21 protein-coding genes are annotated in these 26,435 nt (G+C 67.4%); 8 read left to right on the top strand and 13 right to left on the bottom strand.

Annotation, left to right across the window (positions count from 1 at the left end):
- Positions 1 to 32: 32 nt before the first annotated feature.
- The 9 genes from ENSA7_RS36570 to modB form a co-directional block, all read right to left on the bottom strand.
- Positions 33 to 1,184 (bottom strand): type I restriction endonuclease, encoded by a 1,152-nt coding sequence (locus ENSA7_RS36570; protein WP_106094041.1) that lies wholly within the window; start codon positions 1,182 to 1,184, stop codon positions 33 to 35.
- A 154-nt stretch (positions 1,185 to 1,338) separates the two neighbouring features.
- A complete protein-coding gene (locus ENSA7_RS36565) occupies positions 1,339 to 2,190 on the bottom strand; it encodes a hypothetical protein (protein WP_106094040.1) in 852 nt (283 codons plus the stop codon).
- A gap of 71 nt (positions 2,191 to 2,261) precedes the next feature.
- The gene (locus ENSA7_RS36560; protein ID WP_106094039.1) at positions 2,262 to 3,077 is read right to left on the bottom strand and encodes an RCC1 domain-containing protein; all 816 of its coding nucleotides are present in this window, start codon (positions 3,075 to 3,077) and stop codon (positions 2,262 to 2,264) included.
- A gap of 88 nt (positions 3,078 to 3,165) precedes the next feature.
- Positions 3,166 to 4,422, bottom strand: coding sequence for a S1C family serine protease (locus tag ENSA7_RS36555; RefSeq protein WP_146158558.1), 1,257 nt, complete (start codon positions 4,420 to 4,422; stop codon positions 3,166 to 3,168).
- Between the two features lie 107 nt (positions 4,423 to 4,529).
- Positions 4,530 to 5,900 (bottom strand): PQQ-dependent sugar dehydrogenase, encoded by a 1,371-nt coding sequence (locus ENSA7_RS36550; protein ID WP_106094037.1) that lies wholly within the window; start codon positions 5,898 to 5,900, stop codon positions 4,530 to 4,532.
- Positions 5,901 to 6,100: 200 nt separating this feature from the next.
- Entirely contained in the window at positions 6,101 to 6,781 is a 681-nt protein-coding gene (locus ENSA7_RS36545; RefSeq protein WP_106094036.1) for a hypothetical protein, read from the bottom strand.
- Positions 6,782 to 7,032: 251 nt separating this feature from the next.
- Entirely contained in the window at positions 7,033 to 8,163 is a 1,131-nt protein-coding gene (locus ENSA7_RS36540) for a DUF418 domain-containing transporter (protein ID WP_106094035.1), read from the bottom strand.
- Positions 8,164 to 8,200: 37 nt separating this feature from the next.
- Positions 8,201 to 8,950: a sulfate/molybdate ABC transporter ATP-binding protein gene (locus ENSA7_RS36535; RefSeq protein ID WP_106094034.1), complete on the bottom strand. Its 750-nt coding sequence runs from the start codon at positions 8,948 to 8,950 to the stop codon at positions 8,201 to 8,203.
- Entirely contained in the window at positions 8,947 to 9,780 is an 834-nt protein-coding gene (modB, locus tag ENSA7_RS36530) for a molybdate ABC transporter permease subunit (RefSeq protein ID WP_106094101.1), read from the bottom strand. Before modB ends, ENSA7_RS36535 begins: the two co-directional genes overlap by 4 nt.
- Before the next feature lie 260 nt (positions 9,781 to 10,040).
- On the opposite strand from modB, the gene ENSA7_RS36525 reads away from it, so the two are divergent.
- Positions 10,041 to 11,795: a DUF4215 domain-containing protein gene (locus ENSA7_RS36525; protein ID WP_181234458.1), complete on the top strand. Its 1,755-nt coding sequence runs from the start codon at positions 10,041 to 10,043 to the stop codon at positions 11,793 to 11,795.
- A gap of 118 nt (positions 11,796 to 11,913) precedes the next feature.
- The gene (locus ENSA7_RS44590) at positions 11,914 to 12,453 is read left to right on the top strand and encodes a hypothetical protein (RefSeq protein ID WP_181234457.1); all 540 of its coding nucleotides are present in this window, start codon (positions 11,914 to 11,916) and stop codon (positions 12,451 to 12,453) included.
- Positions 12,454 to 12,468: 15 nt separating this feature from the next.
- Here ENSA7_RS44590 and ENSA7_RS36520 read toward each other — a convergent pair whose 3' ends face one another.
- Positions 12,469 to 13,704 carry a DNA polymerase IV gene (locus ENSA7_RS36520; protein ID WP_106094032.1) on the bottom strand — a complete coding sequence of 412 codons (1,236 nt, stop codon included), beginning with the start codon at positions 13,702 to 13,704 and terminating at the stop codon, positions 12,469 to 12,471.
- A 64-nt stretch (positions 13,705 to 13,768) separates the two neighbouring features.
- Here ENSA7_RS36520 and ENSA7_RS36515 point away from each other — a divergent pair, with 64 nt between their 5' ends.
- Complete coding sequence (locus ENSA7_RS36515) at positions 13,769 to 14,176, top strand: hypothetical protein (RefSeq protein ID WP_146158557.1); 408 nt, start codon at positions 13,769 to 13,771, stop codon at positions 14,174 to 14,176.
- A 249-nt stretch (positions 14,177 to 14,425) separates the two neighbouring features.
- On the top strand, positions 14,426 to 14,713 hold the full coding sequence (locus tag ENSA7_RS36510) for a hypothetical protein (RefSeq protein ID WP_146158556.1): 288 nt from the start codon (positions 14,426 to 14,428) through the stop codon (positions 14,711 to 14,713).
- Between the two features lie 265 nt (positions 14,714 to 14,978).
- On the opposite strand, the gene ENSA7_RS36500 is transcribed toward ENSA7_RS36510, so the two are convergent.
- Positions 14,979 to 15,515, bottom strand: a complete 537-nt coding sequence (locus ENSA7_RS36500; RefSeq protein ID WP_106094028.1) for a hypothetical protein — start codon at positions 15,513 to 15,515, stop codon at positions 14,979 to 14,981.
- A 391-nt stretch (positions 15,516 to 15,906) separates the two neighbouring features.
- Between ENSA7_RS36500 and ENSA7_RS36495 the strand changes: the two genes are divergently transcribed.
- Positions 15,907 to 17,220 carry an ankyrin repeat domain-containing protein gene (locus ENSA7_RS36495; protein WP_146158554.1) on the top strand — a complete coding sequence of 438 codons (1,314 nt, stop codon included), beginning with the start codon at positions 15,907 to 15,909 and terminating at the stop codon, positions 17,218 to 17,220.
- 283 nt (positions 17,221 to 17,503) lie between these two features.
- Here the strand turns inward: ENSA7_RS36495 and ENSA7_RS36490 are convergent, their stop codons facing one another.
- Both ENSA7_RS36490 and ENSA7_RS36485 read right to left on the bottom strand, forming a co-directional pair.
- The gene (locus ENSA7_RS36490; protein ID WP_106094026.1) at positions 17,504 to 18,766 is read right to left on the bottom strand and encodes a hypothetical protein; all 1,263 of its coding nucleotides are present in this window, start codon (positions 18,764 to 18,766) and stop codon (positions 17,504 to 17,506) included.
- A gap of 4 nt (positions 18,767 to 18,770) precedes the next feature.
- Positions 18,771 to 20,129, bottom strand: a complete 1,359-nt coding sequence (locus ENSA7_RS36485) for a cytochrome P450 (protein WP_181234456.1) — start codon at positions 20,127 to 20,129, stop codon at positions 18,771 to 18,773.
- Between the two features lie 64 nt (positions 20,130 to 20,193).
- Here ENSA7_RS36485 and ENSA7_RS36480 point away from each other — a divergent pair, with 64 nt between their 5' ends.
- The 3 genes from ENSA7_RS36480 (at position 20,194) to ENSA7_RS36470 (ending at position 26,396) form a co-directional block, all read left to right on the top strand.
- Positions 20,194 to 20,979: an enoyl-CoA hydratase-related protein gene (locus tag ENSA7_RS36480; protein WP_106094024.1), complete on the top strand. Its 786-nt coding sequence runs from the start codon at positions 20,194 to 20,196 to the stop codon at positions 20,977 to 20,979.
- Between the two features lie 78 nt (positions 20,980 to 21,057).
- Positions 21,058 to 23,136, top strand: coding sequence for a M13 family metallopeptidase (locus ENSA7_RS36475; protein ID WP_181234455.1), 2,079 nt, complete (start codon positions 21,058 to 21,060; stop codon positions 23,134 to 23,136).
- A 68-nt stretch (positions 23,137 to 23,204) separates the two neighbouring features.
- Positions 23,205 to 26,396: a serine/threonine-protein kinase gene (locus ENSA7_RS36470; RefSeq protein WP_106094022.1), complete on the top strand. Its 3,192-nt coding sequence runs from the start codon at positions 23,205 to 23,207 to the stop codon at positions 26,394 to 26,396.
- The last annotated feature ends 39 nt before the right edge of the window (positions 26,397 to 26,435 follow it).

Raw genomic sequence — 26,435 nt, 5'->3', positions numbered from 1 at the left:
GCGAGGCGGTCGTCGACCACCGACGCATCCGCTCAGCACTCGGTCGGCACCACGATCGTTGGCTTCTCGACCGCGTCGAGCGAGAGCCAGTGGGCTGCGGTCGCACGCAGCTGCTCGCGCACCGTGTAAATGCCATCGGGCCCCTCGACGGGGTGCCGCGTCTCAGCTTTCTCGGCATCGAACGTACCGATGTACTTCCGAGATCGATTGAAGTGCAACCGACAGATGGGCTTGCGGTTGTTGTCGTCGACGAGGACCGCGAAGTACGTCTTGCTGTCGCGGTAGGTCACTCGCTCGGGGACCAAGAGATCGCAGACGATCGCCTTGACGATGCGATAGCCCTCTTTCTCGGCCTCGGTCGTGACGATGCCGTCGTTCGCTTCCTGCTTGGCGTCGTCCTGTTCTTCGGGCGCCGCCTCCGAGCCGACCTCGCGGGTTGGGAGGCTGTCATCGACCGCCGAGCCATCTGCCCGCGCGAGCGCAGAGCGGAGCCGGTCACCAACCTTGTCGCTGATGAACACCGACAGCGTACGTTTGACGAGCTGTGAAAATTGCTCCTTGGCTGATTGCACGAAGCGACCGTTCGGGTTCGCCTGCTGAAAGAAGAACTTGACCAGCTCCTCATCGGGCGTCTCGAGCTGACGTTCGAGCGTTGCCCGGATCTCTCGCATGTACTTGAGATCGCTGGCTGCCACCAACATGTTGTCGAGGTCGAAGCTGGACTTGGACAGCTTGTTGACCTCGTTGATGAGGCTCTCGCGCAGGTCGAGCAGGTTGAGCTCCAAGAACGGCTTCTCGTCCATCTTGTTGTTCTCCTCCAGGTCTGAGAAGAACCGATAGACAATGCCGTTGGTCAGCACGGCGATCCTGGCCTTGGTGACCGTGAAGTAACGGAACAGCTGGCTCGAGTGCTCGATAGCGAGATCGGCCGCCACCTTCTTGGCTTCGATCAACATCACGATGTCGTCGCCCCGCCGGATTACGTAGTCGACCTTTTCGCCCTTCTTGATGCCCACGTCCGCGGTGAACTCGGGCACCACCTCGGTCGGGTCGAACACGTCGTACCCGAGCGCGGCGATGAATGGCATGACCAGCGCGTTCTTGGTGGCCTCCTCTGTCTCGAGCATCCCTCGAGTTTTTTCCGCCTTGGCCGCGAGGCTCTTGATTCTTTGTTCAAAACTCATGGTGAATTTTCTCCTCGCAACACAATGCCCCAGTTGCGACCGGGTGTGGGGACTTTCTGGTGCGTCCATGGGCCAGGTCATGGACTGAGGCGCGGAATAGCGCGTCGAACCGCTGACGACCGCGAACATTGGTCCATGCCGTGCCAGACCCCACTCAGTCGCGCGGAGGGGCCTCGAAGTCGGGCGGGACCTTGACCGCCACGGACTCGATCAAGTGTTGCTCACGCATGTGCTTGGCCAGCCCAGCTGGGATCTTGGGAGCAGCGAGCGCGCAGCGAACGTCCGTCTCGCCCAGATCATGCAGCACCCGCCAGATCGCGCGATACTTCGCCGCTTGAGCATAGAGCCCAATATCGCGGTCGCCGACGTTGGGCTTGACCTCGATCAGCACGCGCCGCCCGTCGCAGTCGCGAACGACGACGTCGATCCGGTCCTTCGTGGGTACCCGCAGCGGCAACTCCAAGGCCGAGCGCGTGTACGGGCTGCCGGGCAGCTTGGCCAGCGCGAGGCTGGGTTCTTCATTGATGTAGTGTTTGATCCGCCAGTGAGCGTCGCTCTCTCGCAGCTCACGGTCGTTCGCAGCAAGTCCCCCACGGGGCGGTCGCTCACTCGCGGCCTCGTCGTAGCGATAGGGGCGGTCGCTGGGCGACGAAGCGGTCCACCAGCGCAGCGCGATCGTGCCATCACCGTGGTCATCGACCAGGTCCGGGAGCGCAGCGGGCAGGAGCGCGAGCGTGAAGTAGTTTGGTCGGGCTTTGCGTGTGGACCCGTGTTTCACAAGGTCCCGCCAGACTCGCAGCAGCTCCCCGCGGTAGATCGGCGTGGTGTTCTTCTTGCCTTGCTCGGACGCCCGCTCGATCCGCGCGCCGACGACGTCGGTGATCAGGTTGTTGACCCCCTCGCTCAGCGTGGGGACCGGCTTCTTGTCGCTGGCGCGCTGCTCCGCGAACGCCCGAACGCGGCTCCACACCTCGTCGTCTGTCGGCAACCCACGCTTGCGAGACATCGCGAGATGTTGGCATGGCTTGCCGAAACTTGAAACTGATTCGAAGCCGGCGCCAATTCGCCCCGCGCGACTCACCAGCAGTGCAAGCTAGTATCGCTAGCGATCCCACAGCTCAGCTCATTCCCCACAGACACGCGAGAGAACGCAACCCCAGCCGGCGGAGACAGGTGCGTGTAGTTCGGATCCCCCGCGTTGTCCCCCCAGCACAACACCTCGCCCGTGGTCGTCACCGCGCACCCGTCGTCGTAGATCGACAGATCAACATAAGATGACCCCGCAGGTGGCCCCCCGGACAACAACCCGGAGAAGTCATAGCCCCAACACTGGATGCTGCCGCCGGTCGAGAGCGCGCAGCCGACATGGTCACTGGTGACGACGCGCGTGAAGCTACCTCCGGGAGGGTTCAGCGCCTCGTCGAACACGAGGGAGTCAATATCCCAGCACTGCAGCTCCAACGAGGATTCGAGCACTCCACATGCGAGGTCCTCGCTCGCGCCAACCGAGACAAACGGCCCGGGAACGTTGGTCGCATCCGGCCAGCATCGCGCGGCACCGGACAAGGCCTGAAGCCCACAACCAGCGTCCGAGCTACCGCTCACGGCGCTGTAGAACTCGCTCAGCTCAAACCCATCGCTGCCGCGAATGTCACACCGCAAGGTGCCGGCGCCCGTGACCCCGCAGGGCTCACCCCAGCCATTCTGGCTGACGCTGACAAATGGCCCTTCGTCGACCAGGCGCAGATCTCCCTCGTCGGCGCCACACCAGATCGCGCCGTCTGCATCGAGCGCGCACAAGTTGAAGGCAACCGAGAGATCCGTCCAGCCAGTCGCGGGTCGTGGCGTGGAGGAGGGCCCGTCGGAGTCGGTGGTGAAGGGCGGGTCGACCAACAGCAGACACCCCGAACTCGACGAGAGCCAACAAACCAGCAGCCCGCAGGTGGCCAGGTAATGAATCGTTGATGAGCTGCACCGCATATTAGAAGCTCCCCTGTAGCATCGCACCAGTTGGGTTCGGCATGATCTCCAGCCTCGCAGCGGCGCCCGACTTTTTGACCCGCTTGGGGAGGGCGATTCCTACGATCAGCGCCCCGGCGCCGACCCCCGCGAGCGCCCACCCGATTGTGTTGACGGCCACCAGCGCGCTCCAGCTCGACTGCGTGGTTTCGCCAGAGATCTTCGTGATGTAGTAGACCCCGCCCGTCGCGGCGACCGAGACGACGCCCACGCTCATGCCCAGGATCCCCGCGGTGATCAAGCCGCGCTTCACCCGTAGTCGCTTGCGCTGCTGCGGGTCCGCTGGCGATGCGTGGTCGACGTGCGTGGGCGCTCCACCGGGTGTGGCCTTCGGCGCGAGGCTTCGACGGCCGGTGTGGGTGTTCCAGTCCGGCGATGAGGCGTCGCCGAGCTCGACGTCGAGCGCGGACAGAGCAACGTCGCAGGGGACCGCGAACGAGAGCCCCTCGAGCGAGACGTCGGAGAGCTTCCAGCTGGTGATGCCGACGATCTGCCCAGCTTGGTCCACGGCCGGACCGCCAGAGTTGCCGGGGTTCACGGCCGCGTCGAACTGAACGAACTGCAGACCACCGAGGCTTCGGTAGCCGCTGATGATCCCCTTTGCGACCGAGAACGAGAGCTCTTCCCCGGCGGGGCTCCCCAGCACGAACACGTCCGAGCCCAGCGGCACCTGACCCACGGCGGGGGCCAGGCACGGCGTCGCGCCCGGTTGGGTTTCCATCTTGAGCAGCGCGACGTCTTGCGCCTCGTCGACGCGCACGACGGTCGCGGACAGCGTGGCCCCGGCGCGCGTCACCAGGCCCACGGTCTGATGGTTCTCGACCACGTGCGCGGCCGTCAGCGCGAAGCCATCTGGCGAGATCAACACCGCGCTGCCGACCCCATCGGGGACCCGCACGATGAGCGTGGCGTTGAGCGCGAGCTCGGTCTGTGCGGGCAGGACCGGGGCCGCAAACGGACAGCGCTGAACGCTGAGCTTGCCGCCCCAGCTGGCGCCGTTGGTTGCACTCGCCGGGGCTGGGGCCGGCGGTTGAGGAGCTGGCGGTCGAGCAGCCGGCGACGCGGGTACATCCGACTCGGCTGGTGCGACGTCCGAGCCAACCGGTTCCTGCGTCTCCGGTGTTGGTTCAGGCGGCGCCTGAGCGTGCCCCGCTGCGGGGACCATGGCCAATGCGACCACGATCGCCGTCAACCCTCTGTAGCGCGCTGGGTGGAACAAGGCCGGAGCCTCTCCCACCGGGTCGGCCTTGTCCACCCCAAAAGTGCCCAATCGAGCGCGCTCGAGCGACGACTGGGGCGATCTCGGACATGCGCTGCGAGCAGCCCTCAGCTGCCCGAGGTGAGTCGGTAGACCTTGCCCGAGTCTCCGCTCGGGCCAAGGTTGTCCGCGGTCAGCACGTATAGCTCGCCCGCTTGGTCCCGCCCAAACGCGCGCACAAACTCGCCGATGCGTCCATTGCTGCGATCACGGACTGCGACCTCCTTCAGCGTCCAGGCGCCGTCCGTGCCGGTGGGCGGCGATCCGAGCAAGAGCGTGCCGTCGCCTGCACCCCAACCCTTCGAGAAGTCCCCGAACACGTAGCGGCCGCGAAGCTGATCGAGCGCGGCGCCGCGGTAGACGTACCCACCGATCACCGAGATGCCCAGCCCCTCGTCCTGATTCGCGTGCCGGTACTCGAGGATCGGATCGATGAGCGGCTCGCCCCGGCTGTCGGTGTCTGGGCACGAGTCGAGCGACTCGTTGGGGTTCTTCGTGCTGAAGCAGTGCGCGCCCTCCTTGACGTTCCAACCATAGTTTCCGCCAGCGTCGACGATGTCGACTTCCTCCCACAGGTTCTGCCCAACGTCACCCACGAACAACTGACGTTTGCCGCCGCTGTCGAACGAGACGCCGAACGGGTTGCGCAGTCCGTACGCCCAGATCTCGTCCGCGACGTCCTCGTCGTCTACGAATGGATTATCGGGTGGAATTGCGTACGGCTCCCCGCCATCCACGTCGATACGCAAGATCGAGCCCAGCAGGTTCTGCTCGATATCCTGGCCGTTGCCGCCCTCGTTGACATCGTACCAGTCTTCGGCATGGCCGAGCCCGGTGTCGTCGGCGTCGCCGCCGTCGCCGAGTGGAATGTACAGGTATCCGTCTGGACCAAAGGTGATCTGGCCGCCGTTGTGGTTGCTCTGAGGCTGGTCGACCTGCAACAACAGGCTCTCGGAGTCTGGATCGGCGCGGTTGGGGTCATCTTGAAGCACCTGGAACATCGCCAGGTGACTGGTGTGATCGAAGCCATTTTGACCCTCGGACCGAAGCGGGGCGCTGTAATACACGAAGAATTCGCCGTTTTGGGCGTAGTCGGGGTGAAAGGCCAGGCCGAGCAGGCCGCGCTCGTCGTAGCCTTGGTTGAGACCGACGAGCTCGTCGCTGATGTCCAGAAATGGCTCGGGACGCAGCTCGCCGTCTGCGTCGATGATGCGGATCGTGCCAGTCTGCTCGACCACGAACAGGCGCCCGGTCTGGTCGGGGACGGGCACCAAGCCCAGGGGGGCTGTGAGCCCGTCGGCGACGATCTCCAGGCTGACCGACGCGACAGACGCCTCGCTCTGGGGCTCGCTGCAACCGACGCCGCACCCTCCAGTCACTAGACATACAGCAGCGAGGATGAACTTGTTGGACTGAACGAAATAGATGGAATCGCGCATGATGGAGAACACCGATTGGACATCGAGTTCATCACAATCGCTGCAACCGATATGCCATATAGACGAGTGGCGCAGGGTGTCGGGTGCCTGGCTCGCAGCGCGCCGAGTTCATCGCCAGCCGCCACATACGCCGACAGCAAATTACCGAGATGTCGAGCACCCGCCAGCGGCTACTGTTGCCTCACCGAGTCCGCTCTGGCCTACTCATAATCGAGGTACAGCACGGGTGGGAACGGCCCGGCGTGCGAATAGAAGTAAGCCCCATCGCCAGAGAGCGGGTACGCGCACAGGTAGATCGGCACATTCGGAGCCACGAGGTCGTTGGGGAGCTTCCAGTAGACCGGCTTGAAGATCTTGCCAGGTCCAGGGTTGGGTGCGAGCGGCGAGACGCCGACCCGAAGCGGCAGCGAGGCGGCGAAGCTCGCCTCTGTGAACGGCTCGACCGCCCAGATCTCGCCCGCCGCGTCCGAGCTGGAGTAGCTCGCGTCGATCGTGTGCATCTCGAGCAGCACCTGGGTGACGGTCTTGTCGGTGATCGTGTCGTCAATGTGGAAGATCATGCAGGCGATCAGGTAGTCGCCGGAGTTGCTCGACTGGTCGATGACGATCGCCTCGAACATGCCTTCGCCGGCCGCCATGGCGCACTCGGTGGGGCTGGCGGTGGTGCCCCGACAGGCGGAGAACGTGGCGGGCGAGGCCAGGGCGTCCCATCCGGGGCTGAGGGGATCGGCGCCGCCGGTCTCGCCATTGGAGCCCGAGTCGGACTCGCCGGCCCCGCCGCTGTCTTCGTCGTCACCGGCCTCCGGGCGGGTCGACGCGCCGCCTGTGTCGGCCCCGGGTTTGTCTGTATCGAAGTCCTCGTCGAAGGCTGGGTTGTCCATGACACACCCAATACAGCCACTGAAGAGCAAGCACGCCGCAAGCATGCCTCTCGCTCGCACATGACCGAACATCGCCTGGTCAACCATGCACCCAACCTAGCATCAAACCGACACGGTGGAAGCCGAGAGCCGATGACCGATACCCAACAATAGTGAGACATTTGGTTCTGCGGTCGGCTCGCCGCGAGTTGCTCGGTTCAATTACGCAATCGTTGCTCAGGCCGAGCTTGGGCGACGCATATTCTGCATTGTCACGGCGCGAGCTTGCGCAGCAACCATTCGGCGCCGAACCGATAGCCGACCCGCTGCCACTGCCACGACGCCAGGGCAGCGAGCGCCACGAACCCAAACAGCACGAGCATCGCGGGCGCGACATCCAGCGCCTGCCACACGCCGATCGGCCGGGTGGCCTCACGAAACAGCCACACGTGCAAGATCAGCAGCGTCAGCGAAGCCCGACCAAGCGTGACCAGCGGGTTGTTCTCGCGCAGGGGCCAGCGCCGCTCCCAGGCCATCACGGCCCAGATCCCCAGCAGCACGGCGGCCAACAGCAGCGCGACCAAGGTGGGCGAGGCCGGAAAGAACGGGATCCTGAGGGTGGTGGTGCGCCACAACGCGCCGCCAGCCGGCGCAAACGCGAGCTCGCCGACCAGCAGCCCGAGCGCACCAACGACGCCGACGCCGCCAGCGAGGGAGGCGATCCGGCCGAGCTGCTCCTGCGCGACCCAGCGGCCGCAGACCAGCCCGGCCAGGAAGAACGAGAACCACGGGAAGATCGGGAATTGGCCCTCGGCGACGGCGATCCGCAGCCCCGTCCACTCGGTCGGCGAGCTGGGATGACGCCCGCGCATGTACTCGTTGGTCAGCGAGATCGGGACGTCGAGGGTCGCCTGGACCCAGCCGGTTAGCAGCAGCACCGCCAGCCCGAGCCCCAGGAGCGCGGCGCTGGGCAGCCGTCGCAGCGCGGGCGTCAACAGCATGCCGAAGCCCATCAAGTGCAGCACGAACCAGGTGTGCACGGAGAACCAACTCGGGGTCAGGAAGCTGAGCAGGTAGCCAAAGCCGATGACGGCGAGTCCGCGCTTGGCGAGGGTGAGGTCGAGGGCGGCTCCAGTGGCCGCGCGCTTGTGCACGAGCAGGCTAGAGCCGATGCCCGCGAGCGTGACAAAGGCCGGCGCCGCGCCACCGCCGAGCGCGTTGAAGATCAGCAGGCCGAGGTGATCCCCGGTCATGGTCTGGCCAGGGTCGAGCCCGCGCCACAGCCACACACCCAGGTGCTGCTCGATCATCAAGAACACCGCGATCCCACGCAGCGCGTCGAGTCCGAGCAGGCGCTTGCGTGTTCCGGTGGGGCTGGCCGTGGTGGCTGGCGTTGCGCTCATCTGAGGTGCTGGGCGACGTTCTGGGTCATGGCCTGGGTCATGTACCGGGGTCGGGGGTACTACCGGTGCGCCGGGCAGACAACATAGCTCGCAGATGCGCAGTGGCTGGCGCTCGAATGACCTGCTCGGGGCTGCCCTCCTGGGCCAACTTGCCGGCGTCGAGCACCAACAAGTGATCGGCGAGGGCGACCGCGTCGTCGAGCTCGTGCGTGACCAGCAAGCTGACGCCCGCGAACGCGCCAAGGGTCTCGCGCAGGACCTCGCGGACCTCGAGCCGGGTCTGAGCGTCGAGCGCGACGAGGGGCTCGTCGAGCAGCAGCGCCTGGGGCTCGCAGATCAGGGCGCGGGCCAGGGCGACCCGCTGGGCCTGGCCACCCGACAGCTCTCGAGGTCGGCGCTGGGCGAGCTCGTCGATCCCGAATCGCTCGAGCCAGGTGTGGGCGCGGGCTCGGGCGCTGCGCTTGTCGAGCCCACGCGCGCGCAGCCCATAGGCCACGTTGTCGAGCGCGCTGAGGTGCTCGAACAGCGCGAGGCCCTGAAACAGCACGCCGACCCGGCGGGCCTGGGGCGGCAGACGGATACCCGTGGCCACCCGCTCGAGCAGGTGGCCGTCGAGCACGATCTCTCCGCGCTGCAGCGGGATCAGCCCGGCGATCGCGGCGAGCACCGTCGACTTGCCCGCGCCGTTTTGCCCGACCACCGCCAGCACCTCGCCTTCCGGAGCCGAGAACGCGAGGTCGAGGGTGAACTCCCCGAGCGTGAGGTGGAGGTCGGCGCGCAGGGTCATCGCCGCAGCTCCCCGCGCAGGGCGATGAGGATCGTCAGCGAGACCGCGAGCAGGATCAACGACAGCAACAGCGCGCCGTCGTGATCGCTCTGCAGGGTCTCGTAGACGGCCAGCGGCATGGTCTGAGTCCGGCCCTGAAAGTTGCCCGCGAACGTGATCGTGGCCCCGAACTCACCGAGCGCGCGGGCCCAACACAGCGACAGCCCGGCCAGCAGCGAGGGGCGGATCGTGGGCAGGGTGACGGTCCACAGGATCCGCAGGCGCGAGGCCCCGAGCGTGGCGGCGGCGGCCTCGAGCCGGGGATCCACGTTCTCGAGCGCGGCCTCGCAGCTGAGGATCAAGAACGGGGCCGCCACGAAGGTCGCCGCGAGCACGGCCCCCGTGGTCGAGAACGCCAGGTCGACGCCGAGCCACTCGATCGCGGGACCAAACAGACCGCGTCGCCCGAACGTGGCCAGCAAGGCCACCCCCGCGACGACCGGCGGCAGCACCATGGGCAGGGTCAGCAGCGCGCGGACCAACCCGCGACCCGGGAACCGATAGCGCGCCAGCACCCACGCGCACGGCAGACCCAGGATCAGCGAGAGCGTGACAGCCGCGAGCGAGACCACCAGCGACAGCCGCAGCGCCTCGAGCAGCGCGGGCGTGGTGAACAGGGCCCCGAGCTTGGTGAGCGGGGCTCGCACAACCAGCCCGAGCAACGGGAGCACAAACAGCGCCAGGCCGACGAACGCCAGCGCGAACAATGGGTAGTGGCCCCAGCCCTGGCCGCGGGATTTTGGGTCGAGCTTGGGCGCCGTCGCCGGTTTGGGTGTGCGCGTCGTCGTCATGGGTCCGGTGTTGGGCGCACGATACTTCACCGGGCGTGGGGCGGCTCGGTGCCCTGCTCGATGCCGAGCGCGTCGCGGCTGTCGTCCCGCTCTCCCGCCGCGGTCGTTCGGACACTGAGCATCGGTTGTGCCCAGCGGTGCCCAGCGAGCGGGCTCCAACCGGCTCGCGGCTATGGACACCCGGACCCAACCTCGGCTCAAATGCCGAAATGCAAAACCATTACCGTGTCTCCCTGCTGACCGCTTCGTTGCTGTGTTCGATGACGGCCTCGTGCGCCGATGATGTGATCGAGGCCGGAGACATCGGGGCGGGGAGCAGCTCCGACTCGACGCTCGGCGACGGCGATGGTGACGGCGATGGTGAGGGCGACGGCGATGGTGAGGGTGACGGCGATGGTGAGGGTGACGGAGATGGCGACGGCGATCCCGGCGATGGCGACGCAGACGGCGACGGCGACGGCGATCCAACCTCCTGCGGCGACGGCATCACGGATCCCGGCGAGGAGTGCGACGACGCCAACGCGGACGACAGCGACGATTGCACGAGTGAGTGCACGATCGCGGCCTGCGGCGACGGCTTCGTCCAAGCGGGCGTCGAGACCTGCGACGACGGCAACATCGACGACGGCGACGGCTGCAGCGCCGAGTGCCTGCTCGAGGGCTGCGGCGACGGGATCATGCAGCCGGGCGAGGCCTGCGACGACGGCAACATCGACGAGTTCGACGGCTGCGGTCCCAGCTGCCAGATCGAGGCCTGCGGCGACGCGATCGTGCAGCCCCCCGAAACCTGCGACGACGGCAACATCGAGGACTTCGACGGCTGCACCGCCACCTGCGAGCTCGAGGGCTGCGGCGACGGGGTCATGCAGCCGGGCGAGACCTGCGACGACGGCAACACCGACGCGTTCGACGGCTGCGGCCCGAGCTGTCAGGTCGAGGTCTGCGGCGACGGGATCACCCAACCCGGTGAAGACTGCGACGACGGCAACCAGGACAACACCGACGACTGCACCGACCAGTGCGTCGGCGCGGTGTGTGGCGACCTGCTCGTGCAGGAGGGGGTCGAGGAGTGCGACGACGGCAACCTCGACAACACCGACGACTGCGTGAGCTGCATGGACGCGACCTGCGGTGACGGCTTCGTGCAGGAGGGCGTCGAGGCGTGCGACGACGGTGACAACGTCGACGGCAACGAGTGCACCAACATGTGCACCGACGCCGTGTGTGGTGACGGCGTCGTGCACGAGGGCTTCGAGGAGTGCGACGACGCCAACGACGACGACACCGACGCGTGCGTGGCCATGTGCACCAACGCGACCTGCGGCGATGGCTTCGTGCAGCAGGGCGTCGAGGCCTGCGATGACGCCAACGCCAACAACAACGACATGTGCACCAACGCCTGCGAGCTGGCGGCCTGCGGCGATGGCTTCGTGCAGGGCGGCGAGGAGTGCGACGACGGCAACCTCAACTCGTTCGACGGCTGCTCACCCATGTGCAACTGGGAAGCTCGCCTGGTGTTCGTGACCAGCACCCTGCACACCGGCAACCTCGGCGGTCTCGTCGGCGCCGACGCGATCTGCCAGGCGCGCGCGCAAGCGGCGTTGCTGCCCGGCACCTACAAGGCCTGGATCTCGACCGTCCAGGGCTCCCCCTCGACGCGCTTCGTCCAGTCGACCGTGCCGTACTTCCTCCGCAACGGGACCAAGGTCGCCGACAACTGGGCTGACCTGGTCGACGGCACCCTCGACGGGGCGATCAGCATCACCGAGCTCGGCGGCGCGTCCCCGGCCACGGCGGACATGACCTGCGGCACCAACCGGGTGGCCAGGACCGGGACCGGAGCGGACGGCACCGCCGCGGGTGGGCTCGGCCGCTGCAACAACTTCACCTCGTCGGCGGTCAGCGGCCTCGGCACCCCAGGCGTGACCACGGCCGCGAATTCGACCTGGACCAACTGCGCCGCCCCGGGGCCGGCCTGCAACATCTTGATGCCGATCTACTGCTTTCAGCAGTGATCGGTCGGGCGGGGGTTGGCGTGGGCCCCGTCGGCCCACGCCACCAGCGCTCGCCGCTCGGTCGCCCGGCCTTGACTCTACCGGGACTCAGGCTAGCTTCCCGGCCCGGAGAACCCCTGTGTCCAACTCCAAGCCTGGTGATCAGCAAAACTTCGACGACGGCGAGCTCGAGCACGAGTGGGCCGGAGGCACCATTGATCTGGCCGTCGAGCGTCAGACGACGGCGCTGCGGGATGACCCCCGGCAGCGAAAATTTCTGATCGGTGGGGTGGCTGGGTGCGCGCTGCTCATGGTCGTGTTGGTCGGGGCCGGGTTCGCCGTCCGCGGCGGCTCGGAAGTCGTCGAAGACGCGACGCCCGATCCTGTCGAGGCGCCGTCCGCCGAGGTCGCGGTCGAAGCCCCGGTCGAGCCCGCCGCCAAGCCGACGCTCGTCGCGGCCAAGCAGCCACGGCGCAAGCACGCGGGCGCGTCCACACCCGGGCCGACCAAGCCGGCCGCGGCCAAGGCCTCGCAGTCCTCGTCGACTAGCTCGGCGACGGCGACGGAGCCCGCCGCGGAGTCGGCCGCTGGCGTCGATGAGCTCCCCGATGTCGAGCAGTGGGACGCCGCCGACGACGAGGCGCTCCGCGATCAGATCGCAAACCCGGCTCCCGAGTGAGCTGCCCGAGTGATCTCAGGGCGGCTTGCGGCGCCCGCTGACGCCGGCCGGAGACAACGCCTTACCGCCGAACCGCCGGCGGACCTCGCTGAGCACGTCTTGCACGGCTTCGGCCTTGCGCGCGCCGTCGTCGACCGGCTCCGCCCCGCCCAAGCCCCCGTCCAACCCCACGAGCTCGAGCTGCCGGGCGGGCGCGGCTTCGTGGGCGTCGACCAGCTCGCTGACGCCGAGCCCGGTCAGGCGAAACCGACGCCCACGCAGCAGCCCTTCGGCGTCGAGCTTGTCGAGCAGGCCCCGCGCCGCCTCGAAGATCGCCTTGGTCTGGGCCGAGGGCCGCTCGAGCGTGCACTGCCGGGTCCACGTGGTGAAGGCCGTGTCGCGCAGCTTGATCTGAACCTTGCGACCGCGCAGTTGCTTGGCGGCGAGTCGATCGCCGACCCGGGTGGCCTGACGCAGCAGCCACTCTTCGATCTCCGCGCGGGTCGTGAGGTCGATTTCAAACGTGTTCTCGTGGCTGATCTGCTTGCGCTCGCGGCCGGGGGTGACCTCCCGATCGTCGAGCCCCAGGCTCAGGCGGTGGAGGTGCAAGCCATGCTCGCCGAGCTCCTGCTCGAGCGTCGCCGCGCCGAGCTGGGCGATCTCGCCGACCGTGCGGACGCCGAGGCGCTGCAGCGCCTGGGCGGTCTTCGGACCCACACCCCAGAGCTGCCGGATCGCGAGCGGAGCCAAGAACGCGCGCTCGTGTCCGGGCGGGACCTCGGTCAGCCCATCGGGTTTGTCGCGCTCGCTGGCGATCTTGGCGATGAACTTGCTCGTTGCGAGGCCCACCGAGCAGGTCAGGTTCAGCTCGCGGCGCACGGCCTCGCGGATCGCCACCGCGATCGCCCGCGGTGGCCCGTGCAGTCGCTCGGTGCCGGCCAGATCCAGGAACGCCTCGTCGATCGACAGCCCCTCGACGACCGGCGTGAAGCGCGAGAAGATCTCGAACACCTCGCGCGACACCTCCACGTATCGCTCGTGACGAGGGGCGACGACGGCGGCGTGGGGGCACTTGCGCAGCGCGATCGCCATGGGTTGGGCGGAGTGGCAGCCGAACCGTCGGGCTTCGTAGGACGCCGCCGCCACCACCCCGCGCTTGCCCGCGAACCCAACGAGCACCGGCCGGCCTCGAAGCGTGGGATCATCGCGGATCTCGACCGACGCGAAGAACGCGTCCATGTCGATGTGCGCGATGCGACGCGGCGGGGACATGACGGGATGCTAGCCGAAGTTTTACACTCGCGGCGTGTACGAGTTTGACGATAGCCGGTGGCCATTGGTGGTCATACGCATCCGCGAGCACGCACGCGGTGGCGTGACCGAGCGCATGCGCGACGATCTCAACGCGCTCTTGGATCGTCACGAGCCGTTCGCGCTGATCTACGACATCGTCGACGTCGAGATCCCCCCGCGCGCCGAGATCATGGAGATCATCCGATGGACCCGAGAGATGCGTGAGCGGTTTGTTCGGGAGTTCGAGGATGTGACCCCGCGGATCCCGACCTTCACCGCGTATCACATGCCGTCGATGCTCGGGAACCTGCTGCGCTTCATCCTGCAGATGTTGCCGTCGGTCCGTAGTCAGTATGTCGTGTGTGCGACGTACAGCGAGGCGATGAAGCTGTGCGAGGACGCGATTGTGCGGCTGGGGATCGAGTCGACGGGCTCGCGTCAGGTTGGGTAGGGGGTACCCGGACCTCGCGAGTTGGTGGCCGTTGCTCTCGCCGCCCGAGGACTACGCCGAGGAAGCGGCCGTCGCGGCCGACCGGCTCGATCCCGAGCAGCTCGAAGTGCCCGATGTGGCGCAAGCGATCACGCAGCGCGAGCAGCCGGCGCTGGCGATTGAGGGGCGGCGAGCGGATCGGCGCTCGAGTCCTGACCATCGAGGCGGACGCCGGCCGACTACCTGCGCATGTTTGGCCAGTGTTTCCGCATGGGTCGGGCCGAACTCGAGGCCGCGATCGACGAGACCCTGACCACCTTCGATCTACATACCCGGCCACTTCTCGAGGTGATCCCCGGTATCATCAAACACGGCTACGTGCTGATACGCAGACCGAAGAACAAGATCACGGGCATCGTCACCAAGAAGGACCTCGGTCGCCAGCTGCTGGACCTCGCCTCGCCCTTTGTCCTGCTCGGCGAGATCGAGCACGGCCTCCGCGCGCTGATCGAAAACGGCGACATGGGTGGGTCGTGGCGAGCCTGTTCGGCGCGCTAACCCGACAGCAGGGCGCAGACGCGGGCCCCGACGGCATCGATGGCCGGGATGGCCAGTGCGAGTAGCAGCATCCCCCAAGCGAGGAGCATCCGGTCCGCGGCGTGCTTCATATCCGGCGAGGCTTTTCGAAGTGATGCCCACTCGTAGAGTGTTAGGGCCGGGCCAATGATCCCCCAAAGGAGACCCCCGATCCAACCGCCCCCCGAAAAACCATGGATGGCGACCGCGAGCCCGCCGGCGACGATCCAGCCGACCAATATGCTGGTCACCAAAGCGGGCATTTCATATCCTCGAATTCCTCAATAATCATGGGGAGGCAGCTGCACGCGCTTGCGATGGCGCCCCCGATGACCCACGGATTTGCCGTCGCCGCCGCGATCACTGTCCCGGTTGCCGCGAATGCACAAGCGCCCCAGCCAACCGGGACGTCTGGCGGGTTCGGCACCACGAGTTCGTTTCCGATGAGCGCGGCACGCTCTGCGGCGATGTCGGGGTCCAGGGTCGAATCAATGACCGGAATGCCATCGACGACCGCGACGTGCAAGTAGCCATCGTCGTAGTCCGAGTCTACGTGGACCACGCCTGCCGAGTCGGCCCAAACGCTGAGCACACCGATCGGAGACCCCATTGAGTCGAGAGCGACGATTTCGGTTGAATCGCCATGCTCTTCCATGTGCACGCGCTCGAGGCGAGACCCAAAGTCTGGGGGCGATTCGAGCTCACCATCATAGCGCGGTGGCACCGATGCCCCATCGAGGGGCGAAGCCAGCGCCATGAAGAGGAGGATTGCTTGCGGGAGCATCGTACGAGCGGTTTAGTTGGCGCGAGTGCCCGCGCAAGGCTCTGTGATGCGCAGGATTTTCAGCGCGCCGAGCTTCTTGATGTTCTCTTCGTCGGTCCCGGCCTTCATCGCCTCTTCGTGCTATTTGTCGTTCGCGGGCGCTCCGACAGCGCCGGGTGATCCGACAGCGCGGCGCCCCAGCGAAGACGACGTCCGCTCACACAGCGGCCAGCATCGCCGCCATGCAAGCACACGTGCGCTCCGTCTTCGCCAGCGCGCTCGGCTCTGACGTCCCTCGCAGGTAGCCCCCGGCGGCCGGCCAAGGCCACCCCGACGCGATCTGGACCCTGCACACCCACGGCTCACTCGCCGAGCTCACGGGCTGAGCGCCGCTCGATGTACGATGCCGACGATGCCAACCTGGTGGGAGCGCACGAAGGCTAAACTCCTGGGCCATTCGCCCGGGTCCAACGACGATGCTGCCGGGGGCTCGGCCGTCCAGCAACGCGCCAAGTGGTTGGCCGCCGACCAGACCCGGTTCGGGGTCCCGGTCCTCGATCTGTTCTCGATCACTGGCCAATTGTTGTCGACGAGTGAGAATCCCGAAGCCGCCGCGCGGTCGATATCCTGGTCCCAAAGCGTCGGCGCGGAGCTCGATGGCTCGAGCCTGGCCGAGCTCGAGCCGCTCGCCTGCGCCCTGCGGTATCCGGCCGACCCCTTGCTCGGCGACGGGCTGTTGTTCACGCCGCGGGAGATGGAGCACAAGTGGGTGCTCGCCCTGCGCGACGGCCAGGTTCTGGCTGCCCGTAGCTGGACCGGGGAGGTCCAGGCGGTCGCCGAGGCCCGGCGCGAGGGCGACGAATTGGTGCTCGATGTCGTGCGGATCAGCAAAGCCGCTGGGTTTGACGTGTTCGGCGATCCAGTCGAGACCTTCGATTGGCTGATCCGCAGTCACGCTCTGGACCAAGTCCTGCCATTGCCCGCCGACGCCGATGGGGCTGCGCTGCTCGAGGCCGCGCCGTTGACGGTGTTCGGGCCGTTCGGCCACATGGCCAAATGCGCGGCGCTGTCCTGGGATCCGCCCAGTTCGATTCGACCGCTGCGCAGCGACGGGGCCCTGGTGTTGGCCGTGCGCGACGCCGATCTCGAGCGGGTCCGCGAGCTCGCTGCGGCCGGCGTGGCGATCGATGCCCCCAGCCCGACCCGCGGCCTGCGACCCCTCGCCGTCGCCGTGATCAAGCACGAGCCCGCGCTCGTCGAGCTGCTCTTGGAGCTCGGCGCCGACCCCACTTTGGGCGACGACCGAGCCCAGGTTCCGATCGTTTGGGCGATCGTCAGCGGTGGCGAGCTCGCACTGCTCGACACCCTGTACTCGGCCGGCGCCCGAACCGACGTCGTCAACCTCGACCTGTTCAACCTTCTGCACGCCGCGGCCGAGACCAACCGAGCCGAGCTCGTCGAGTGGCTGATCGCCCACGACGTCGACCTCGAGGGCCGGACCCGACACGGACATACGCCCCTGCACATCGCCTGCGGCCTTGGCCACGTCGAGGTCGCCGACGCGCTGCTGCGCGCTGGCGCGGATCCTCGGGCCGAGGCTGACGGACTCGACGCGCTGGCGATCGCCAAGCAAGAGCACAAACCGCAGAGCGTCGAGCTCCTCGAGCTCCATCATGCCTCGCCGCTAGCAACGCCACAGGCTGCTCGGGCCCTCAGGCGTAAGTGATCGCCCGACCGCAATCGGGACACCGAGCGTGTGAGTCACCGAAGCGCAACCACTGCCCCGGCGCGGCGCATGGACAGGCAGCCGGTCCAGGCCGCACCGTAGAAAACCGGACGCATGCATGCAACACCTGGCCAAACCAAGTGGTTGGCCGCCGACCAGACCCCGTTCGGGGTCCCGGTCCTCGATCTGTTCTCGATCACTGGCCAGATGTTGGGGCACGCGCCGTGCTCGAGGCGACCTCGCCGTCGTGACGTACTCGACGCGTTCATCAATGCGGCGTTTTTCACCGGGACACCCCGCACAGTTCCGCCACGTTCTGGCCGCCCACCGGAACGATGCTCGCAGTGTACAGATAGCTCCCAGCCGTGACGACCGAGACCACCTCTCCCGCAGCTCGGGCCAGGTCCCAGCCGGGCTCCCCACTCCCAAAATCTGGAAAGTACCTAATCCTCTGCACCAAGGTGCTGCCGTCGACCTCCGAGCCAACTAGATATGCCCCGCCCGCGGCGAGCGCCACATCATGGACTGTTGAACTCTCCGCGTGGCTGGGGGCAGGCGCACGCTGGAGGGTATCGCCAGCGATCGTCCACGCATAGCCGATGCTCGCCAGGCCGACCACCCCGTTGCCACCAGCCACAGCTAGCGAGTCCGAAGTGGCGACGGAAGCCAACGCCCAAGACAGATCCTCGTCCGCAATCACCTGGTCCATGACATCTGCCTTGTCCGGGCTGTAGGTTCGTACGAACCCATGGGTGATCGGAGCCCCCTCTGATTCCAGGTCTGTCTGTGCCCGTCCAACTACGATGATCGACCCGTCAACCCGCTGCGCGACGTCCATTGCGACATCCTCAATCCCGACGACCGAGAAGCGGTCCTCCCAGACGATCTGCCCGGAGCCATCGAGCTGAGCGACCCATGCGCGAATTCCCATGGAGCCCGCGATGATCGGCCCGTCCCCACCATAAAACACGGACGAAGCAATCGCGCCATCGGGGTCTGAGTAGGTCTGGCTGGACACCGCACCCGACGCAGAACGCGTCCCCACCCAAGCGGATGCAGGCACTCCGAGCTCCTGAGTTCTTCCCACGAGGATGGCCCCACCATCAGGCGCCGCAGCGACACCCCGGATCGTCAGGTTCGCGTCATCTACGAGCACCGGGCCGTCCGACGCGGGCGAGCCGTCCAGTTCCACCTCCATCACCCAAGCGGTGAATGACGGATCTCCGGCCACGGCCCCCCAGCCAGCCGCAAGTACACGCCCTTGCTGAACGGCTAGATCAATTGATGCAACGTCCGCTCCTCCCTCGAGGCCGTACTCGACACACCACCGAACGACTCCAGAGCTCAAACAGTCGACGTTGCAGCCGTCACCGTCAATCTGATCTGCATCGTCACACTCTTCCGGGCCCTCGACGACTCCATTCCCGCAGACGCCCTCTGAGTCATCATCCGAATCGCTTCCGATCTCGGCAGCGGTATGTGGCCCCTCGTTCGCACTACACCCTGCCAACGCCACCAGGCCAGCGAAAACATGAACGTACCGCATCAGATCACGAACTCCTCGAGCAGCGCAAAAGCTGCACCCCCGCGTTGAGCGTGAGCGAAGGATCAAAGCTCAATTTCCACCGCCGCCCCGGCTCCGCCAACACCAGATCATGATGCCGCACGATCCCCGCAGTCGCAAGCAGCAGCATCGCCTCACCCATCCCGGCACCCAAACACACATGCGGCCCCCCGCCGTAGGGCATGAACACATGCTTCTGTCGAGTCTCAGATCGCGGCGCCACGTGACGCGTGACATCGAGACGCTCAGGCTCGGGAAAATAACGCGAGTCAAAGTGCGTAGCGCTGGTAAACACGGCGATCTCGGTCCCGGCGGCGACCCGATACCCAGCAAACTCGAACTCACGCGCAGCCCCGCGGTACATCGCAAACGCGGCCGGATACAAGCGCAGGCACTCGAGCACCAACCCGTGCAAGGTCGGCTGCTGACCGAGCGTCGCGCTGTCGGGCACGCCGTCCGCGTAAACTGCCTCGACCTCAGCGCGCACCGCCGCAAACAATCGCGCGTCTCGATACAGCTCGTAGAGCACGAACCCCAGCGTCGCCCCGACCGTGTCGACGCCCGCGACAAACGGCAACAGCGCAGCAAACCGAACATCGCCCGCAGTAAACAGCTCCGGGTAGCGCTCACGCCCCTGCCGAATCCGCTCGAACCAACCCCCAAGCACCTCGGTGGTCGCGGACGGCCCCGCTCGCTCACTCAGATCGATATCCCGTCGAACCAACTCATCAATAAACCCCTCGGCCCGGCTCAGGCTGCGCCGATACGCGGGGGCAGCCAGCGCGAGCCTGGGCCACTTTCCAAGCAGCAGCGTGTTGGTCTCCCAGCGAAACACCTCCATGAGCGCGCGGGCGGTGTGCTCGGGGATCGGCGCGGCGCCACCGGTCAGGCAATGGTGGACCAGCCGGGCGATCAGCAACCGGGTCTGATCCTGCACGCTCACGCGGGCGCTGAGCTGGCGGTCGGACGCGCCAAAGCTGTCGCGGATCAGCGCGTCGCAGCCATCCCGCTGGCTGTCGACGATCTTGCGCGAGAGCACGTCGGCGTAGTGCTTGCGCTGGGTCCGGTGCGGCTCGCCGTCGCTGGCCAAGATCGCGTGGGGGCACCCGCGGCGCTCGGTGAGTCGGCCCCAGAAGCTGCGCGACTCGAGCAGCTCGCGACCTTCACGCCCGACGAAGCGGTTGGCCCCGCGTCCAGCCAGCACCACGAACCGCCGGGTCGCGGCGCGGACCTCGAAGATCTCACCCTGCTCGGTGTGGGCGGACCGCAGGTAGGCCAAGGGGTCGCGCAGCAGGCCCAGCGCGCTGCCGAGGATCGGCCAGCCTGACGCGCGCGGGGGCTCCATCGCCGTGATGATCACCATATCCAGCGCTCGCCGCAACGCGCGATCGCCTGCTATCACGTAGCCCATGTCCGACGCGCAACAGCCCCCACAGCACGTCCGCTACGAGCACGCTGGCGCGCTCGCAACGATCACCCTCGATCGCCCGGAGGCGCGCAACGCCTACAGCGACGAGATGTGCACGCAGCTGGTCGAGGCGCTCGACCGGGCCGACCTCGACGCGGAGATCCGCTGCGTGATCCTGACCGGCGCGGGCAAGTCGTTTCATGCGGGCGGCGACATCAAGGCGATGCGCGAGCGCTCGGGCATGTTCGCGGGCGATCCGGCCGAGCTGCGCGCTCGCTACGTCCACGGGATCCAAGCGGTGCCGCGCCGGATCGCGGAGTTCGGCAAGCCACTGATCGCGGCGATCAACGGCGCGGCGATCGGTGCCGGGTTGGATCTGGCGTGCATGTGCGACATCCGAATCGCGCGGGCGGGCGCGCAGCTGGGCTCGACCTTCGTCAAGGTTGGCCTGGTGCCTGGTGACGGCGGCGCGTACTTCCTGACCCGCGTGCTCGGGTTCGCGCGGGCGCTCGAGCTGATGCTGACCGGCCGGGTGATCACGGCCGAGCAAGCGCTCGAGATCGGCCTGGTCCACGAGGTCGCGCCCGCCGAGCGGCTGCTCGAGGTCGCGACCGAGCGGGCTCAGGCGATCGCCCAGCACCCGCCCATGGCGGTTCAGCTGACCAAGCGCGCGGCGTATCGCAGCTATCACGCGGACATGGCGACGGCGCTCGAGCTGGCGGCGAGCTATCAGGGCATCGTCCAGAACCTCGAGGACCACCAGCGGGCGCTCACGCCGAAGCCGTGAAAAAGGTCACAGCTCGCGAGGGTGGGCAATAAAACCCGCACGTCTATTCGCTGGGTCGAATCGGGCATGCTGCCCGGAATGTCGAGGCGAAAAATTGTCGTGTGCGCTGCGCTGTGTGTTCCGCTGCTCGCGTCCGGGTGCAAGAAAGATCGCGACGTGGCCGAGCCGAAGCCGGAGGTGGTGCCGCCGGTCGTCGAGCAGGAGCTTCGGTTCTCGCTGAGCGGCACCAACGAGATCGGCAGCGAGGTCGTCGCGCAGATGGACCTCACCACGGATCCCTGCGACGACTTCTACCAGTTCGCGTGTGGTCAATGGATTGCGAACAATCCCCTGCCGGAAGATCAGCCGCGCTGGGGTCGGGGCTTTGGTGAGCTCGGCGATCGCAACAACGAGGTCCTGCGCGAGATCCTCGAGAACGACACCGAGCGCCCGGGCACGCTGTACGCGGCGTGCATGGACGAGGCCGCGATCGACGGGGCCGGGATCACCCCGCTCGCGCCCTACCTGAGCAAGATCGACAAGCTCGACCCCGCGAACACCAAGGCGTTGTTCAAGCTCATGGGTGAGCTCGACGCGGGTGTCGGGCTCGGGGCGTTCTTCGACTTTGGGCTCTCGATCGACTTTCAAGAGCCGGATCTCCACATCAGCGACCTCGGCCAGGGTGGCACCGGGCTGCCCGAGCCCTCGTTCTATCTGGACCCGGACAAGTCCGCGTACTTCTTGCCGCCGTACGAGGCCCACATCGCGCGGATGCTGGGCTTCTTCGACTATGCCCCCGCAGACGCTGTGGCCGCAGCCAAGCGGATCATCGCGCTCGAGACCGAGATCGCCAAGCTGCAAAAGACCCCGGAGGAGATGCGGGACCCGGAGTCGGTCTACTTCCGCTGGGATCGCAAGGGCGTCGAGGCCAAGTCCAAGCTGCCGTGGGCGATCTACTTCAAGGCGATCGGGGTGCCGAAGCTGCAGCTGATCAACGTGAGTAACCCGGAGTTCGTCGAGGGGCTGCCGGCGGTCATCGCCGCCGCGGATCCCCAGGCGGTCAAGGACTATCTGCGCTTCAACTTGATCAGCAGCACCGCGGACTTGTTGTCGGCCGAGATCGTCGCCGCGAATTTTCAGTTCACCGCCGCGCTGACCGGGCAACAAAAGATCCAGCCCCGCTGGGAGCGCTGCGTGGGGGTCGTCAACCAGGCGGTCGGTGATCTGCTCAGCCAAAAATTCGTGGAGCGCCAGTTCCCCGGGGACAGCAAGGACATTGCGATCGACATGATCCAGCGGGTCGAGGCCGCGTTCGAGGCCGGGCTGCCCTCGCTCCCGTGGATGGACGACGCCACCCGTGCGGCGGCGGTCGGCAAGATGAAGAAGATCGAGAACAAGATCGGCTACCCAGAGAAGTGGAAGAGCTACGACAAGCTCAGCTTCGCGGGCAACTACTTCTCCGACTCGATCGCCGCGCGGACCTGGTCCAACCGATATCAGCTCGGCAAGATCGGCCAGGCCGTCGACGAGAAGGAGTGGTACTGGCCGGCGTCGATCGTCAACGCCAGCTACAACCCGCTGCAGAACTTCATGAACTTCCCGGCCGGGATCCTGCAGCCGCCCTTCTTCCACCGCGAGTTCCCCAAGGCCATGAACTTTGGGGCCATGGGCATGGTCATGGGCCACGAGCTGACCCACGGGTTCGACGACAGCGGCCGCAAGTTCGACGCGGACGGGGTCATGCGCGAGTGGTGGGCGCCCGAGGTCGCAACCAACTTCGACGCGCAGACCCAGTGCGTGGTGGAGACCTACTCGGCGCTCGAGGTTCAGCCCGGGGTGCACGTCCAGGGCAAGCTCACGCTCGGTGAGAACATCGCGGACTTTGGCGGCATCAAGGAGTCCTACGCGGCCTATCGGGCGTGGGTGGTCGAGCAGGGGGCCGAGCCCCAGGTAGTCGACGGGCTCACGAATGAGCAGCTGTTCTTCGTGGCCACGGCCCAGAGCTGGTGCACCGTCAGCTCGCCGGAGATCGACAAATTGTTGGTGTCCCTCGATCCACACTCACCGCCCAAGTTCCGCGTCAACGTGCCGATGTCGCATCTGCCGGGGTTCTGGGAGGCGTTCTCGTGTGGTGATGGCACGCCTATGCACGCCGAGCCCGTCTGTTCGGTCTGGTGATCCCCGGGTGGACCGCGGGTCGTTAGCGGCCCGCGGCTGGAGCGGTTCGCGCTATCCTGCAGCCCGGTATGGGTCAGACGCGGGAGACGGGCGAGGAGCTCGGGGCGGGCGAGCCGGCTGAGGGTCAGGCCGCTCGCTCGGTCGTGGCCGAGCCCGACGCGCCGCGTCCGCCCGAGGACACGACGCAGGTCGACATGCGCAGCCCCTCGGAGGCGCTACTCGCTGCGGGTGTCGACGCGGTCGCGCCGGGGACCCGCGTCGGTCGCTACATGATCGTCGAGGTGGTCGGCTCGGGTGGGGTCGGCATGGTCTACGCCGCCTACGATCCCAGCTTGGACCGAAAGGTCGCGCTCAAGCAGCTGCGTCGCAGCAAGCTGATCGGGCAGACCGAAGCGGTCAACCAGCGGCGCGGTCGCCTGCGCCGCGAAGCCCAGGCGCTGGCCCGGCTCTCCCACCCCAACGTGGTCCCCGTCTACGAGGTCGCGACCTTCGACGAGCAGATCTACGTCGTCATGGAGTTCGTCGAGGGCCTGACCCTGAGCAAGTGGTTGAAGCACCAGCCGCGCCCCTGGTCCGAGGTCGTGGGCATGTATGTGCAGGCCGGGCGTGGGCTCGCGGCTGCGCACGCGGCCGACATCGTCCACCGCGACTTCAAGCCCGAGAACGTGCGCGTCGGCACCGATGGTCGGGTGCGTGTGCTGGACTTTGGCCTGGCCTCGCCGCTGCGCGGGGCCGAGGACGCCGAGCGGGTCCGCGCGCGCCTGCAAGAGATCAGCGAGCAGTCGGATCGACCGCTCGACGAGGACAGCTGGAACGACTCGGGTGACACGTCGGGCGAGTTCGGCTCGGACCCGGGCTTGGTCACCCGCGAGGGCCAGGTCATGGGCACGCCGGCCTACATGGCGCCCGAGCAGGCCTCGGGCGGGCACGTCGACGCGCGCAGCGATCAGTTCAGCTTCTGCGTGGCGCTGTACGAGGCGATCTACGGCACCCGCCCGTTCCGCGGCCGGTTCGACAACCCGCGGCGGTTTCGGGATCTCAGCCGCGCGCGCGCGCTGCCGGGCAACCGGCCCGACGACATGCCGGCCGAGATCGAGCGAGTCCTGATCCGCGGCTTGAGCCTGGTCCCGGATCGGCGCTTCGAGAGCATGGACGCGCTGCTGGCCGAGCTCACCGAAGTGGCCACGGGCCCGCGGCGGCTGTGGTGGGTGCCGATGTTGATCATGCTGCTGGCGATCGTCTCGGTCGTCGCGTTCTACGAGCGCCGGGCCAAGCCCAAGGCGGTGTGTGACGACGGCCTGGGCATGCTCGAGGGTGTGTGGGACGCGGCGGCCCGCGAGCGGCTCGACGCGGCGGTCGTGCGCTCGACCCAACCCTACGCGAGCGCGACCTGGGACAGCGTCGCGTCGCGGTTCGACGACTGGGTGCAGCAGTGGTCGCGGGCCCGTCAGCGCGCCTGCGAGGCCACGCACCTGCAGGGCGACCAGAGCCTCGCGCTGCTCGAGCGGCGGATCGCGTGCCTGGATCTGCAGCTGGTCCGGGTCGAGAGCATGGTCGCGGTGCTGCGGCGGCTCGAGGACCGACCCGACGAGCTGCTCGAGCGGCTCACCCCCCTGGAGTTGCCGAGCGTCGAGAGCTGCGCGGCCGCCAACGTGCTCGAGCGCCTGCCGCTCGAGCCCAAGCAGGCCGACGTGGCCGATCAAGCGACGAGCATTCGCCAGGCGCTCGCCGGGGTCGAAGGTCTGACCGACGCCGGCGAGTACGCCCAGGCGATCGAGCAAGGCGAGCAGGTGCTGGCGCTGGCGCGGGCGCTGGACTTCGACCCGGTCACGGCCGAGGCCCTGCTGGCGCTGGGTCTCGCGGTGGATCGCCAGCGCGCGCAGGAGCATCGGGGTGAGCAGCTGCTGCGCGAGGCGGCCTGGACCGGGCAGCGCTCGGGTCACGACAGCGTGGTGATCCGCGCCGCGGCGGCGCTGGCCGAGACCCTGGGGGCGGATCAGGCCAAGCTCGAGCACGCCAACACCTGGGCCAGCCTGGCGCGGGCGACCTTCGTGAAGCACGGCGAAGATCCCGGGATCGAGGCCGAGGTCCGCGGACATCTGGGCAAGCTGGCGATGGCCGCGGGCGACTACGACGTCGCGCTGGTCGAATATCGGCGCGGGCTCGAGCTCGCGCGCCAACGCGACGGTGAGCGGAGCCCCGCCCACATCACGGCGCTGTACTCGATCGGCAACGCGCAGCACGAGCTGGGCCGCTACACCGAGGCGGCCGAGTCGCTGGGTCGGGCCCGCGAGCTGGCGGCCGCGTCGCTCGGCGCCAAGCACCCGATCGTCCCCGCGATCCTCGACGCGCTCGGCAACGTGGAGTCTTCGCAGAGCCACTTCGATCGGGCGCTCGAGCTGCACCACGGCGCGCTGCAGATCAACGAGGAGATCTACGGCTCCGACCATCGTCGCGTGGCCAAGAACCTCAACAACCTGGCGATCATCTACGACGAGACCGGCCGCTATCAAGAGTCGCTCGAGACCCTCGAGCGGGCCCGGGAGATCCTCGTGGCGCAGCTCGGGGCTGATCATCCAGACGTGGCCTTCGTCGACGTGAACATTGGCTCGGCGCTGCAGAACCTGGGTCGCAACGAGCAGGCGCTCGCAGGCTACGAGGTCGCGCTGGCCGTGCTCGAGACCAGCCTGGGCGCCAACCACATGGCGGTGGGCGTGACCCTGCAGAACCTGGCCTCGGTTCGCTCGGCGCTGGGCGACGACGTGGGCGCGCTGACCGACTTCGACCGGGCCCAGGCCGTGCTCGAGCGGGCGTTCAGCGAAGATCACCCAACGATCGCCGCGGTCGAGGTTGGCCGGGCTCGCTCACTGCGTGCGCTGAATCGCTACGACGAGGCGCTCGCGGCTGATCAGCGCGCGCTGGGCATGCGCGAGCAGATCTTTGGGATCGATCACACGGAGCTGCTCGAGCCGCTCGCGGGGCTGTGCGAGACCCAGCTGGCGCTCGGGGATCCCCAGCGGGCGCGGGAGCTCGGCGAGCGGGCGCTGCAGGTCGCGGGTGAGGCGAACACCCCCCACGAGCTCGCGCAGGCGTGGATGGCCATGGCCAAGGTGTTGATTGCGGGCGAGCCGCGGGACCGAGCGCGGGCCGAGCAGCTCGCTCGCCACGCGCTGGTGGAGCTGGGCAAGACCAAGGCTGGCCGCAAGGGGCAAGCGCGCGTGCGGCAATGGTTGGTGACCAACGGGTTCGTGGTGCTATGACGCGGCTGCTCATAGGTCACGGGGGCTGGCTGGTCGTCG

The sequence above is a fragment of the Enhygromyxa salina genome (assembly GCF_002994635.1).
GTDB lineage: Bacteria > Myxococcota_A > Polyangia > Nannocystales > Nannocystaceae > Plesiocystis > Plesiocystis salina_B.
Note: the sequence above shows the minus strand (reverse complement) of the source record. Positions and strands in the feature narration are given on the sequence as shown.

Excerpts from the sequence above, each read along its gene's own strand:
- ENSA7_RS36570 (WP_106094041.1), bottom strand. The coding sequence starts at position 1,184 with ATGAGTTTTGAACAAAGAATCAAGAGCCTCGCGGCCAAGGCGGAAAAA.
- ENSA7_RS36565 (WP_106094040.1), bottom strand. The coding sequence starts at position 2,190 with ATGTCTCGCAAGCGTGGGTTGCCGACAGACGACGAGGTGTGGAGCCGC.
- ENSA7_RS36550 (WP_106094037.1), bottom strand. The coding sequence starts at position 5,900 with ATGCGCGATTCCATCTATTTCGTTCAGTCCAACAAGTTCATCCTCGCT.
- ENSA7_RS36545 (WP_106094036.1), bottom strand. The coding sequence starts at position 6,781 with ATGGACAACCCAGCCTTCGACGAGGACTTCGATACAGACAAACCCGGG.
- ENSA7_RS36540 (WP_106094035.1), bottom strand. The coding sequence starts at position 8,163 with ATGAGCGCAACGCCAGCCACCACGGCCAGCCCCACCGGAACACGCAAG.
- ENSA7_RS36535 (WP_106094034.1), bottom strand. The coding sequence starts at position 8,950 with ATGACCCTGCGCGCCGACCTCCACCTCACGCTCGGGGAGTTCACCCTC.
- modB (WP_106094101.1), bottom strand. The coding sequence starts at position 9,780 with ATGACGACGACGCGCACACCCAAACCGGCGACGGCGCCCAAGCTCGAC.
- ENSA7_RS36525 (WP_181234458.1), top strand. The coding sequence starts at position 10,041 with ATGACGGCCTCGTGCGCCGATGATGTGATCGAGGCCGGAGACATCGGG.
- ENSA7_RS36520 (WP_106094032.1), bottom strand. The coding sequence starts at position 13,704 with ATGTCCCCGCCGCGTCGCATCGCGCACATCGACATGGACGCGTTCTTC.
- ENSA7_RS36510 (WP_146158556.1), top strand. The coding sequence starts at position 14,426 with ATGGGTCGGGCCGAACTCGAGGCCGCGATCGACGAGACCCTGACCACC.
- ENSA7_RS36500 (WP_106094028.1), bottom strand. The coding sequence starts at position 15,515 with ATGCTCCCGCAAGCAATCCTCCTCTTCATGGCGCTGGCTTCGCCCCTC.
- ENSA7_RS36495 (WP_146158554.1), top strand. The coding sequence starts at position 15,907 with ATGCCAACCTGGTGGGAGCGCACGAAGGCTAAACTCCTGGGCCATTCG.
- ENSA7_RS36490 (WP_106094026.1), bottom strand. The coding sequence starts at position 18,766 with ATGCGGTACGTTCATGTTTTCGCTGGCCTGGTGGCGTTGGCAGGGTGT.
- ENSA7_RS36485 (WP_181234456.1), bottom strand. The coding sequence starts at position 20,129 with ATGGAGCCCCCGCGCGCGTCAGGCTGGCCGATCCTCGGCAGCGCGCTG.
- ENSA7_RS36480 (WP_106094024.1), top strand. The coding sequence starts at position 20,194 with ATGTCCGACGCGCAACAGCCCCCACAGCACGTCCGCTACGAGCACGCT.
- ENSA7_RS36475 (WP_181234455.1), top strand. The coding sequence starts at position 21,058 with ATGTCGAGGCGAAAAATTGTCGTGTGCGCTGCGCTGTGTGTTCCGCTG.
- ENSA7_RS36470 (WP_106094022.1), top strand. The coding sequence starts at position 23,205 with ATGGGTCAGACGCGGGAGACGGGCGAGGAGCTCGGGGCGGGCGAGCCG.